11 protein-coding genes are annotated in these 12,514 nt (G+C 59.6%); 8 read left to right on the forward strand and 3 right to left on the reverse strand.

Annotated features, from left to right (window positions below; translation table 11 throughout):
* The first annotated feature begins 17 nt into the window (after positions 1 to 17).
* Positions 18 to 1,436, forward strand: coding sequence for an aminotransferase-like domain-containing protein (locus tag ACJ8HB_RS08600; RefSeq protein WP_164146086.1), 1,419 nt, complete (start codon positions 18 to 20; stop codon positions 1,434 to 1,436).
* Positions 1,437 to 1,451: 15 nt separating this feature from the next.
* Here ACJ8HB_RS08600 and ACJ8HB_RS08605 read toward each other — a convergent pair whose 3' ends face one another.
* A complete protein-coding gene (locus ACJ8HB_RS08605; protein WP_043147591.1) occupies positions 1,452 to 2,426 on the reverse strand; it encodes an alpha/beta hydrolase in 975 nt (324 codons plus the stop codon).
* Positions 2,427 to 3,081: 655 nt separating this feature from the next.
* On the opposite strand from ACJ8HB_RS08605, the gene ACJ8HB_RS08610 reads away from it, so the two are divergent.
* The 6 genes from ACJ8HB_RS08610 (at position 3,082) to ompC (ending at position 10,891) form a co-directional block, all read left to right on the forward strand.
* Positions 3,082 to 4,296, forward strand: a complete 1,215-nt coding sequence (locus tag ACJ8HB_RS08610; protein WP_033647702.1) for an aspartate aminotransferase family protein — start codon at positions 3,082 to 3,084, stop codon at positions 4,294 to 4,296.
* 52 nt (positions 4,297 to 4,348) lie between these two features.
* Entirely contained in the window at positions 4,349 to 5,383 is a 1,035-nt protein-coding gene (gene astA, locus ACJ8HB_RS08615; RefSeq protein ID WP_033647701.1) for an arginine N-succinyltransferase, read from the forward strand.
* Positions 5,383 to 6,855, forward strand: coding sequence for a succinylglutamate-semialdehyde dehydrogenase (gene astD / locus ACJ8HB_RS08620; protein WP_094859966.1), 1,473 nt, complete (start codon positions 5,383 to 5,385; stop codon positions 6,853 to 6,855). Before astA ends, astD begins: the two co-directional genes overlap by 1 nt.
* Positions 6,856 to 6,907: 52 nt before the next feature.
* Entirely contained in the window at positions 6,908 to 8,248 is a 1,341-nt protein-coding gene (astB, locus tag ACJ8HB_RS08625) for an N-succinylarginine dihydrolase (RefSeq protein ID WP_094859903.1), read from the forward strand.
* A 10-nt stretch (positions 8,249 to 8,258) separates the two neighbouring features.
* Entirely contained in the window at positions 8,259 to 9,242 is a 984-nt protein-coding gene (gene astE / locus ACJ8HB_RS08630) for a succinylglutamate desuccinylase (RefSeq protein ID WP_094859902.1), read from the forward strand.
* A gap of 566 nt (positions 9,243 to 9,808) precedes the next feature.
* Positions 9,809 to 10,891: a porin OmpC gene (ompC, locus tag ACJ8HB_RS08635; protein WP_047571579.1), complete on the forward strand. Its 1,083-nt coding sequence runs from the start codon at positions 9,809 to 9,811 to the stop codon at positions 10,889 to 10,891.
* Positions 10,892 to 11,133: 242 nt separating this feature from the next.
* Here ompC and ACJ8HB_RS08640 read toward each other — a convergent pair whose 3' ends face one another.
* Complete coding sequence (locus ACJ8HB_RS08640; protein ID WP_033654433.1) at positions 11,134 to 11,358, reverse strand: biofilm development regulator YmgB/AriR family protein; 225 nt, start codon at positions 11,356 to 11,358, stop codon at positions 11,134 to 11,136.
* A 123-nt stretch (positions 11,359 to 11,481) separates the two neighbouring features.
* Complete coding sequence (locus ACJ8HB_RS08645; RefSeq protein WP_004934567.1) at positions 11,482 to 11,673, reverse strand: YebW family protein; 192 nt, start codon at positions 11,671 to 11,673, stop codon at positions 11,482 to 11,484.
* Positions 11,674 to 11,901: 228 nt separating this feature from the next.
* Here ACJ8HB_RS08645 and lysM point away from each other — a divergent pair, with 228 nt between their 5' ends.
* On the forward strand, positions 11,902 to 12,348 hold the full coding sequence (gene lysM, locus ACJ8HB_RS08650) for a peptidoglycan-binding protein LysM (RefSeq protein WP_033634902.1): 447 nt from the start codon (positions 11,902 to 11,904) through the stop codon (positions 12,346 to 12,348).
* Positions 12,349 to 12,514: the final 166 nt, after the last annotated feature.

The following is a 12,514-nucleotide window of genomic DNA, read 5'->3' on the forward strand; positions in this document are numbered from 1 at the left end:
TATAACAGTTAATGGTTATGACCCGATACGAGCAGCTCGCGCAGCAGATTAGAGAACAGATCCAGAACCGGGTGTGGCGGGCGGGCGACAAGCTGCCTTCGCTGCGCGAGAGCGGCAAACGCGCCGGATTGAGCCTGATGACGGTGGTGCAGTCTTACCAACTGCTGGAGAGCCAGGGGTGGATCGTCGCCCGGCCGCAGTCGGGCTACTACGTGGCGGCGCGCCCGCAGCCGCTGCCCCAGCCTTCGCGCGGCGAGAAGCTGTTGCTGAGCGAGCAGGTGGACATCAACGCCTTTATTTTCGACGTGCTGCAGGCCTGCAAGGATCCGGATATCGTGCCTTTCGGTTCGGCCTTTCCCGACGCCACGCTGTTCGCCCAGCCGAAGCTGGCGCGCGCGCTGAGCAGCGTGGCGCGCAAGTTCACGCCGCACAGTTCGCTGGCCAATCTGCCGCCGGGCAACGACGCGCTGCGGCGGCACATCGCCCAACGCTATGCGCTGAGCGGCATGCAGGTCGCGCCGGACGAAATCGTCATCACCGCCGGGGCGATGGAGTCGCTCAGCCTCAGCCTGCAGGCGGTGACCCAGCCGGGCGACTATGTGGCGATCGAATCGCCGGCGTTTTACGGCGCGCTGCAGGCGCTGGAACGGCTGCGGTTAAAGGCGGTGGCGATCGCTACGCATCCGCAGGACGGCATCGATCTGGACGCGCTGCAGCAGGCGGTGGACCAGTATCCGATCAAAGCCTGCTGGTTGATGACCCATTTCCAGAACCCGCAGGGTGCCACCCTGCCGGAGGCCAACAAGCAACGGCTAGTGACGCTGCTGCGCGAACGGCAGATCTCGCTGATTGAAGACGACGTCTACGGCGAACTGTACTTCAGCGTGGAACGGCCGCTGCCGGCCAAGGCGCTCGACAGCGGCGGCCAGATCCTGCACTGCTCGTCGTTTTCCAAATGCCTGGCGCCGGGCTTTCGCGTCGGCTGGGTGGCGGCGGGGCGTTATGCGCAGCAGATCCAGCGTTTGCAACTGATGAGCACCGTTTCCACCAGCGTGCCGACCCAGATGGCGCTGGCGGATTATCTGCTGCACGGCGGCTACGATACCCATCTGCGGCGGTTGCGGCGCCTGCTGGCCCAGCGCCAAAGCGCGATGCGTCAGGCGATCGCCCACCATTTCCCGCCGACGGTGAAGGTCAGCCAGCCCGACGGCGGCTACTTCCTGTGGCTGGAGCTGGATCCGGCGCTGTCGTCGATGGAACTGTACCGGCGGGCCCTTTCCCGGGGCATCAGCATCGCGCCGGGGCGCATGTTTACCACCGGCGACCATTTCAACCACTGCTTCCGTCTCAACGCCTCTTTTGAATGGAACGACCGCTTTGAAGAGGCGATCAAAACCTTAGCCAAGCTTATCCGGGGGCTAGCGGCGGCAGGCTGAACGGCACACCTGGCGTCAGGACAGATAGTGCTTCAACGCGCGCCCGGCCTGGTGGATCGCCGAATGCACCGCCGGGACGTGGGCGAGCGGATTCAACAGGCCGTAGTCGTGGATCAGCCCGTTATAGCGGGTGGAGGTGACCTCGACGCCGGCGGCATCGAGCAGACGCGCGTAGGCTTCGCCCTCATCGCGCAGCACGTCCAGCTCGGCGGTTTGCACCAGCGCCGGCGGCAACCCCCGCAGCTGGTCCGGCGTGGCGTTGAGCGGCGAGGCGTAGATATCTTTGCGCTGCGCCTTATCGGGCGCGTAGCTGTCCCAAAACCACTTCATCATGTTGCGGGTCAGGAAATGGCCTTCGGCAAACTGATGATAGGAATCGGTATCAAACTGGGCGCGGGTGACGGGCCACAGCAGGATCTGGCAACGCAGCGCCGGTATGCCTTTCTGTTTGGCCATCAGGCTGACCACCGCCGCCATATTGCCGCCGGCGCTGTTGCCGACCACCGCCAGCCGCGAGCCGTCGACGTTGATCTTCTCGCCGTACTCGGCCACCCATTCGGTGGCGGCGTAAGCCAGGTTGATCGCCTCAGGGTAGCGCACCTCCGGTGAGCGGGGATAATTGACGAACACCGCCGCCGCACCTGAGCTGTGCACCAGATCGCGCACCAGCCGTTCATGGGTGGGAAAATCGCCCAGCACCCAGCCACCGCCGTGGAAGAACATGAATACCGGCAGCGCCTCTTTGACCCTGGCCGGCCGCACCAGCTGCAGCAGAATATCCTGACCTTCTACGTGAATGGTTTTCTCGCTGATCTCGACCTCGCGCAGCGGCACCTCGACGCTGCGTTGCGCGTCCTCCAACACCCTGCGCGCCTCTTTGGGCTTCATCTGTTCCATAGGTTTACCGCCGCCGGCATTCAGCGCGTCGAGAAACGCGCGGATGTCGTGTTGGGCGTGCGGCTGGCTGAGATCGACGGTTTTCTTGGGCATGGGGACTCCTTGTGCGCAGAAGAGAAGGGGCGGTCAGGATCACAGTGTAGTCGCTGGCGCACAAAGCAGGAGCCGCGGCCAGCGTGGCCCCTTTTGGCCGGTGGGGTCTCGCGTCGCTGCCGCGATGCACCATTCTGGCGCACTGCTGCACCCACTGGGGGCAAAAAGTGTGATAGCGAGCAAATCCGGCGAAATTATTTTTGCGAGCCCGATCAGAAATCCTGAAGTTTTTCGCAATTGAATAGGATTTCGCGCGCAATGATGATTTTAGGCCTTATTTTTTAATTTATGCATTACCAATGCATAGAAAATGAATAACCATGCAATATAAGCCGTTGTTTTAACGCCAGAAATAGCAAAATCCGGTAAAAATCCCGTTTTGGCACGATAGCTGCTCTACACTCTTTATCAAACGACATGTATTTTAACTGCTCGTTAACATTTACTCCCCGCTCAGGGACCGGATATACGCCATAAATAGTGAAAAACCGATTTTATGTAACAGATTTGTTTCTAAATCAGCGGTAAGGGGCAGCATTTTCTCCGCCGTGAAAGTCGGTTTTGAACAACGGTTTTTTTGCTATGTGGCGGCCTAGCCGGGCCTGAGCGGCCCTTAAAGTCAAAATTCAGCCTTTGCTGAGATTATGAGGTCACTATGGAACAGCCAATCGCAGTTACCCGCCAGTCTTTCGATGACTGGATGGTCCCGGTTTATGCCCCTGCCGATTTTATTCTGGTGCGGGGAGAAGGCTCGCAGGTGTGGGATCAGCAGGGTAAGTCTTACATCGACTTCGCCGGCGGCATCGCGGTTAACGCGTTGGGGCATGCGCACCCGGCGGTCAAGGCGGCGCTGGTGGAGCAGGCGGGCAAACTGTGGCATCTGGGCAATGGCTATACCAACGAACCGGTGCTGCGCCTGGCCAAAAAATTGATCGACGCCACCTTCGCCGACAAGGTGTTCTTCTGCAACTCGGGCGCTGAAGCCAACGAAGCGGCGCTGAAACTGGCGCGCAAGCATGCGCACGACCAGCACGGCGCCGGTAAAGATCAGATTGTGGCGTTCAACAACGCGTTCCACGGCCGCACGCTGTTTACCGTGTCCGCCGGCGGCCAGCCAAAATACTCGCAGGACTTTGCGCCGCTGCCGGGCGGCATCACCCATACGCCGTATAACGATCTGGCCGCGGCGGCCGAGCTTATCAACGATCGCACCTGCGCGGTGATCGTCGAGCCGATCCAGGGCGAGGGCGGCGTGCTGCCGGCGGAAGCCAGTTTCCTGCAGGGGCTGCGTGAGCTGTGCGATCGCCATAATGCGCTGCTGATCTTCGACGAAGTGCAGACCGGCGTCGGCCGCACCGGCCACCTGTATGCCTACATGCAGTACGGCGTGGTGCCGGACGTGCTGACCACCGCCAAAGCGCTGGGCGGCGGCTTCCCTATCGGCGCCATGCTGACCACCGATGCGCTGGCGAAAACGCTGGGCGTCGGCACCCACGGCACCACCTACGGCGGCAACCCGCTGGCGACGGCGGTGGCGGGGACGGTGTTCTCCATCATCAACACCCCGGAAGTGCTGGAGGGCGTCAAACAGCGTCACCAGTGGTTTATCGACGGGTTGAACGACATCAACCGTCAGTACCCGATCTTCGCCGACATTCGAGGCGGCGGTTTGCTGATCGGCTGCCAATTGACGAAAGACTATGCCGGCAAAGCGAAGCAGATCACCCAACTGGCCAACGAAGAAGGCGTTATCGCGCTGATCGCCGGCCCGGACGTGGTGCGTTTCACGCCGTCGCTGATCATCCCTGAGCAGGATGTGAAAGAGGGGCTGGCGCGATTCGCGCGCGCCGTGGCGCGCATTTGCAGCTAATCAGCGGGCTGCGCCTTCACCGGCGCAGCCTGATTCAGAAGAGGTTCGCATTATGATGATTATTCGCCCTATAGAGCGTCGCGATCTGGCGGATTTATTGACGCTGGCCGGTAAGTCCGGCATCGGTCTCACTTCACTGCCGCAAAATGAAGATACCCTGTCGGCACGCATTGAGCGGGCGTTAAAAACCTGGCAAGGCGAACTTCCGCAAAGTGACCAGTGTTATCTATTCGTGTTGGAAGACAGCGAGCGCCGTCAGGTGGTCGGGGTCTGCGCGATCGAAGTGGCCGTCGGCCTGGCGGAACCCTGGTACAGCTTCCGCGTCGGCACGCAGGTGCACGCTTCCAAACAGCTGAACGTCTATAAATCGGTGCCGACGCTGTTCCTCAGCAACGATCATACCGGCCATTCGGAGCTGTGCACGCTGTTCCTCGATCCGGATTATCGTCACGGCGAGAACGGCAAGCTGCTGTCGAAGGTGCGTTTCCTGTTTATTGCCGCGTTCCGCGAACGTTTCTCCCGGCGCCTGATCGCCGAGATGCGCGGTTTCTCCGATGAAAACGGCCGATCGCCGTTCTGGGAGAGCGTCGGGCGCCATTTCTTCTCCATCGAGTTCGCCAAGGCGGACTACCTGAGCGGCACCGGGCAAAAGGCGTTTATCGCCGAACTGATGCCGAAACACCCGTTGTATGTCGATTTCCTGGCCGAAGACGCGCAGAAAGTGATCGGCGAAGTGCATCCGCAAACCCTGCCGGCGCGCCGATTGCTGGAGGCGGAAGGCCTGAGCTATCAGGGCTACGTCGATATCTTCGACGGCGGCCCGACGCTGGAAGCCGAGATCGACCACATCCGCGCGGTGAAGCAGAGCCGCCTGGTGAAAGTGGTGCTGGATGACACGCCGATGCGCGCCGATGCGCCGGTGCATCTGGTGGCCAACGACAACTATCAGCACTACCGCGCACTGTTGGTCAATGCCGATCTGTATGACGACCGCCTGCATATCAACGCCGCCACCGCCGCGGCGCTGGGCGTCGAACAGGGCAGCCCGGTGCGGGTGCTCCCCCTTATTGCACAGGAGAAAGCATGATGTCTCATCCTGCACTGTTGATTAACGGCGTCTGGCGGCAGGGCCGCGGTGCCGAGTTCGGCAAGGCCGATCCGGTCGGCAACCAGCCGCTGTGGCGCGCCAACGCCGCCGATACCGACGACGTCGCCGCCGCCTGCGAAGCCGCGCGCGCCGCGTTCCCGGCCTGGGCGCGCACGCCGTTCGAGCAGCGCGAACAGCTGGTAAAACGCTTCGCCGCCTTGCTGGAAGAACACAAGCAGTCGCTGGCGGAAACCATCAGCCGCGAGACCGGCAAACCGCGCTGGGAAACGCTGACCGAAATTCAGGCGATGATCGGCAAGGTGGGCATTTCGCTGCAGGCCTATCAGACGCGCACCGGCTTTAGCCAGACGGCGATGGCCGACGGCGCTTCGGTGCTGCGCCATCGTCCGCACGGCGTGCTGGCGGTGTTCGGGCCTTACAACTTCCCCGGCCATCTGCCGAACGGCCATATCGTGCCGGCGCTGTTGGCCGGCAACTGCGTGGTATTCAAACCGAGCGAGCTGACGCCGCTGACCGCCGAGGAGACCCTGAAGCTGTGGCTGCAGGCCGGCCTGCCGGACGGGGTGATCAACCTGGTGCAAGGCGGCCGCGAGACCGGCGAAGCGCTGGCGGCCAGTGCGGATATCGACGGCCTGCTGTTCACCGGCAGCGCCGGCACCGGCTATCACCTGCATCGCCAATTGGCGGGGCAGCCGGAGAAGATCCTGGCGTTGGAGATGGGCGGCAACAACGCGCTGATCGTCGACGGTTTTGACGATCGCGATGCGGCGGTCAACCTGGCTATCCAATCGGCGTTTATCTCCGCCGGCCAACGCTGCACCTGTTCACGCCGTATTCTGGTGAAGCAGGGGGCGGAAGGCGACGCCTTTATCGAACGTTTGGTCCAGGTGGCGGGCGAACTGCGCGTCGGCCGCTGGGATGCCGAACCGCAGCCGTTCATGGGCGGGGTGGTGTCGGCAGCCGCGGCGGAAAACATGCTGAACGCGCAGCAGCGCTTGCTGGCGCTGGGTGGCAAATCGCTGCTGAGCATGCGCCTGCTGGAACCGGGCAGTTCGCTGCTCAGCCCGGGCATCGTCGATCTGACCGGCGTGGCCGGCGTACCGGACGAAGAGTATTTCGGGCCGTTGACCACCATCGTGCGTTACCGCGATTTCGACGAAGCGCTACAGCTGGTCAACCGGACGCGCTACGGCCTGTCGGTGGGGCTGGTATCGCCGCAGCGCGAGTTGTTCGAGCGCTTGCTGCTGGAAGCGCGCGCCGGCATCGTCAACTGGAACAAGCCGCTGACCGGGGCGTCCAGTGCGGCGCCGTTCGGTGGCGTGGGGGCCTCCGGCAACCATCGCCCAAGCGCCTTCTATGCGGCGGACTATTGCGCCTGGCCGATGGCTTCGCTGGAAAGCGAAAGCCTGTCGCTGCCGGCTACGCTCTCGCCGGGCTTGTCGTTCCGTTAATCGCCTGCGGCGGCGCGATGGCGCCGCCGCAGGCCATCCCCAGGGGATAGCCATGTTAGGATATGAAGTCAATTTCGACGGTTTGGTGGGGCCGACGCACCACTATGCCGGGCTGTCGTTCGGCAATGAGGCCTCGACGCAGCACCAAAACAGCGTATCTAACCCGAAGCTGGCGGCGAAACAAGGTTTGCTGAAAATGAAGGCGCTGGCCGATCTCGGTTTCCAGCAAGGGGTATTGCCGCCCCAGGAGCGGCCGCATGTGCCGATGCTGCGGCGCCTGGGTTTCAGCGGCAGCGATGAGGCGGTGCTGGCGCAGGCGATGCGTCAGTCGCCGCGCCTGCTGTCGGCGCTCAGCTCGGCGTCGTGCATGTGGACCGCCAATGCGGCCACGGTGTCGCCTTCGGCGGACAGCGCCGACGGCAAGGTGCATTTCACCGCCGCCAACCTGAACAACAAATTCCACCGCGCCATCGAAGCGGAAACCACCACCGCCGTATTGCGGGCGATGTTCAGCGACGATCGGCATTTCGCCCACCATGAGGCGCTGCCGCAGGTGGCGTTGTTCGGCGACGAAGGGGCCGCCAACCACAACCGTTTGGGCGGCGACTACGCCAAGCGCAGCGTGCAGGTGTTCGTCTACGGTCGGCAGGAGTTCGGCGGCGAAACGGCGCCGGCGCGTTATCCGGCACGCCAGACGCGCGAAGCCGGCGAGGCGATCGCTCGCCTGCACCAGTTGGACGAGCAGCATACGGTCTTTGTGCAGCAAAACCCGGCGGTGATCGATCAGGGCGTGTTCCATAACGACGTGATTGCGGTCAGCAACCAAAATGTACTGTTCCACCACCAGCAGGCGTTTCACCGCCAGCAGCAGGCGCTGGATGAAGTGCGCCGCAAGATGGCGTCGCTGGACAGCGAGCTGGTGGCGATCGAGGTGCCGACCGAGCGCGTTTCGGTGGCGGACGCGGTGGCGACCTACCTGTTCAACAGCCAAATTCTTACCAAACCGAACGGCAGGATGATGATCGTGGTGCCGGAAGAGTCGCGTCAGCACGCCGGCGTGTGGCGTTATCTGAACGACATGGTCGGCAGCGGCGGCCCGATCGATGAAATCCGCGTGTTCGACCTGCGCGAAAGCATGCGCAACGGCGGCGGCCCGGCCTGCCTGCGGCTGCGGGTGGCGCTCAACGAACAAGAGTTGAGAGCGGTCAATCCGCGCGTGATGATGAACGAGCGGCTGTTTGCGACGCTGAACGAATGGGTGGATCGTCATTACCGCGATCGCCTGACGCAGGATGACCTGGCCGATCCGCTGCTGCTGCGCGAAGGGCGCGAGGCGCTGGATGCGCTGACGTCGATCCTCGGCCTCGGTTCCATCTATCCATTCCAACGCTAACGGAGGCGGCATGATCGATCTACTGCCCCTGACGCTGGAAGGGAACGAACCCGTCGAATGGCAGGGTGAAACACCACAGCTGCGCTGGCGCTGGCAGGGGGAAGGGGTGCTGGAGCTCACGCCGCGGCAGCCTTACCGCCAGGCGATGGTGATGTCGGCGGGCGTGCACGGCAACGAAACCGCGCCGATTGAACTGCTCAATCAGCTGGTCGGCGATCTGCTGGCCGGCCGGTTGCAGCTGAAGGTGCGGCTGTTGGTGGTGCTGGGTAACCCGGCGGCGATGCGGGCCGGCAAGCGTTATCTGCACAGCGATATGAACCGCATGTTCGGCGGCCGCTACCGCAACTTCGCCGCCAGCGGCGAAACCGTGCGCGCGCAGCAGTTGGAGCGTGCGCTCGCCGCCTTTTTCGATGGCGAGCAGGCGGCGCGTTTCCACTACGATTTGCACACCGCCATCCGTGAATCGCGTTTGCCGCGCTTCGGCATTCTGCCCTTCCAGAAACGCCCGTACAGCGAGCCGATGTTGCAGCTGCTGGATGCCGCCGATCTGGATGCGCTGGTGGTGCACAGCGCGCCGGGCGGTACCTTTAGCCACTACTCCAGCGAACATCTCAATGCGGCGAGCTGTACGCTCGAGTTGGGCAAGGCGCGGCCGTTCGGCAGTAACGATCTGCAGCAATTCGCCGCCATCGATCGCGCGCTGCGGGCGGCGGTCAGCGAAGGGCCGCCGCCGGTGCGTGCGTGCGCCGAGATTCGGGTTTTCCGTGTGATGCACTCGTTGATCAAGCACAGCGAAGATTTCAAGCTGCACCTGGACGATGACACGGCCAACTTCACCGAGCTGAAACCGGGGATGTTGCTGTGCGAGCAGCCGCAGGAGGAGTATCGCGTGGGCCAGGAGGGGGCGTGGATACTGTTCCCTAACCCCGGTGTGGCGTTGGGCCTGCGTGCCGGTATGTTGTTGAGCGAAGTTTCCCGTTCTACGCTGTATTGATTTATCCACGGCGGCGCCCTCAGCGCGCCGCCGTTATTCCCTTCATTATTTTAGTCTGCTATTTCTCGCTATTTTAATTGCCGTGAGGCGAATTTTATTCGTTCTGAAGAGATTCCCTTATGTGAATGAATAAAAGGCGGTGTCAGATGATTAGCTGAAAGTCTTAATTGCCTGGTGAATATGTTAAGACAAAAATGTGAAATAAGTAACGTTTTTAATAACCATGCTAATTTTATTGTTACTTTTGAATCGCGCAGAAAGCACGCAAAACGAAACCTAAATGCACCATATCGGTGCGTTGCACCATTTTGGTTATAACTTATGTGGCAAAATATTCATATATTCAATGAGTTGTGCGGTGCTTGGTTTGTAATATTTGGTTACAAATAAACATGCTTTCTCCTCGTTGTTTCATGAACTTTTTGATTTTAAGTTTTGATTCATGATGCTAATGTCACATCACCCCCGTATTAGGGGTGCTCATAAAATACCAAAAGATAAAATCACAGCCCAAATTATAAATGGGCGTGACGGGCAGGGTTCTAATTATAATATCTAGGAAAATAATGATGAAACGCAGTGTATTAGCCTTAGCTGTCGCCCTCGGGGCGATCACCTCCTTCGCCAACGCGGCTGAAATCTACAATAAGGATGGCAATAAACTCGACCTGTACGGCCGTGTTAACGCCAAGCATTATTTCAGCGACAGTAAATCCAGCGACGGTGATATGACCTATGTTCGCCTGGGCTTCAAAGGCGAAACGCAAATCAATGATCAGTTGACCGGGTACGGCCAGTGGGAATACAACGTCCAGGCCAATCATGACGAAGCGCAGGGCACTACCGGCACCAAAACGCGTCTGGGCTTCGCGGGGCTGAAATTCGGCAACTACGGTTCTTTCGACTACGGCCGCAACTACGGTGTGGTCTATGACGCCGAGGCTTACACCGACATGCTGCCGGAGTTCGGCGGCGACTCCTACAGCTATACCGATAACTTTATGACCGCCCGTTCCAACGGTTTGGCCACCTACCGCAACCGTGATTTCTTCGGTTTGGTGGACGGCCTGAATCTGGCGGTGCAGTACCAGGGTAAAAACGATGGCGACGGCCGCAGCGTGACCAAGCAAAACGGCGACGGTTACGGCCTGTCTCTGGACTATCAGGACATCGGCGGTTCCGGCATCGGCGTAGCGGCGGCGTTCTCCGACTCCAACCGCACCAGCGCTCAGAAAGCCCTGCAGTACGGTAAAGGTGACAGCGCCACCGCATGGACCACCGCGGTGAAATACGATGCCAACCAGGTTTACCTGGCTGCGATGTATGCCGAAACCCGCAACATGACGCCGATCAGCGTCAACGGCACTTCCGGTTTCGCCAATAAAACGCAAAACTTCGAAGTTGTGGCCCAGTATCAATTCGAGAACGGTCTGCGTCCTTCCGTGGCTTACGTGCAGTCCAAAGGCAAGGATATCGAAGGGATCGGTGATGCCGACCTGGTGAAATACGTGGAAGTGGGGGCGACTTACTACTTCAACAAAAATATGTACACCTACGTTGATTACCAAATCAACCAGCTGAGCGACGATAACAAACTGAAATTGGCCAACGATGATATTGTTGCCGTCAGCCTGACGTATCGCTTCTAATCTGCAATTCCCTTACCTTCATCCTGTGTCGGGATTGGTAATCAGGCGGGGCGCAAGCCCCGCCTTAGCTCGTTGACAAAGGCGGAAAAAGCGTGGTTTTTCCTTCTTTGTGGTGAGCAACCGAAAATCAATGAATTGATTTCCCTTATTTTAAATGCTGTTTTCGGTAAACCTGGCAATGTCATCAGGCTTGTCATTCACCTCAGGTGGGGCGCAAGCCCGGCCTTCGTTTTATCGGGATCTCAGCCTTTGGGCGCCAGCCCGACCAGCTCAATGGCGGAACGCAGCGCGGCGAAACGTTGCTGATCCTGCTCACGCTCTATTTCGTTCACCAGCTGTGAAAGAATATTGCTGCCGGAGACCTTTTTATGGTTTTGGATTAACTGCAACACTGCGTCGCCTAACGCCAGGCTGACGTCGTGCAGCAGAGTTTCATATTGCTCGTTGGAGTGAGCCGATGCTGGCATGACCTTTCTCTGTCTCTTTCTTCTTCGGGAGCCGCAATTTAGCAAAACAGCGGCCTTATGCCTCGGAGGAAGACGCAGTTTCCGATGAAATCAGAAATTCCTCAGCGTCGCGCGGGGAGGGCGTTAAAAATCCGAATATTCGCTGGCTGGCAACCAGAAGCCGTCGATAAACTCTTCCATGGGATAACAGCCGGCGTGTCGCAAGTTCTGTTCCTTCATCGCGACCAGGCATTGCGGCTCGTCGCGCAATATATCGACCACCATTTCACTGCAGCCACCATCCAGATAACAGACAAACATCACCAATGCGTACATCGTTGCACGCCTCCTTCGTCGAGTTGCTCTGTCTGCAACAGTGTAGGTAAAAAAGCGCGATTTTTCAGCATCATTGCGCGATTAATCGCCATCGAAACGCCGTTGACTGCACTTTCGGAATACTCTAACCGTTTCTGACGCCGTGAGCGGATGGCATATCCTTTTGTCGATGCTAAGCTTAACTAGCCTTACTTAAACGCATTAGTGAAACCATCAAAAGGAGTGAATATGGGCTTGTTTAACTTCGTCAAAGAAGCGGGCGAAAAACTGTGGGACACAGTCACCGGCAATGCCTCCGCCGAAGATCAAGGCGCCAAACTCAAGGAGCATCTCGATAAGAGCGGCTTGCCGGGCACCGACAAAGTCAATGTGCAAGTGATCGATGGTAAAGCCGTAGTGACCGGCGACGCCGTCAGCCAGGAGTTAAAAGAGAAGATCCTGGTGGCTGTCGGCAACGTGGCGGGCATCAGCGGCGTGGAGGATAAGGTGGCGGTGACGCAACCCGACGCCGAGAGCCGCTTCTATACCGTGAAGAAGGGCGATACGCTGAGCGCCATCTCTAAAGAGATGTACGGCAACGCCAATCAGTACAACAAGATTTTCGAAGCCAACAAGCCGATGCTGTCGAGCCCGGACAAGATTTATCCTGGGCAGGTGTTGCGTATCCCGCAATAACGCGTCGGTCTGCCATAGCCCGGTTGCGTACCGGGCTTTTTTTTGTCCTCTGCAATAGGCGTCTCTTATTTCCCTGCGATCTTGATGCCGGTTACATTTCCCCTGTGTACCCGCTCGCTTGCCGGCAGGCGCGGTGTTGACCCTGATGGGGAAAATTGATAGCGTC

The organism is Serratia sp. CY27727 (genome assembly GCF_052169275.1).
Classification (GTDB): Bacteria; Pseudomonadota; Gammaproteobacteria; order Enterobacterales; family Enterobacteriaceae; genus Serratia; species Serratia sarumanii.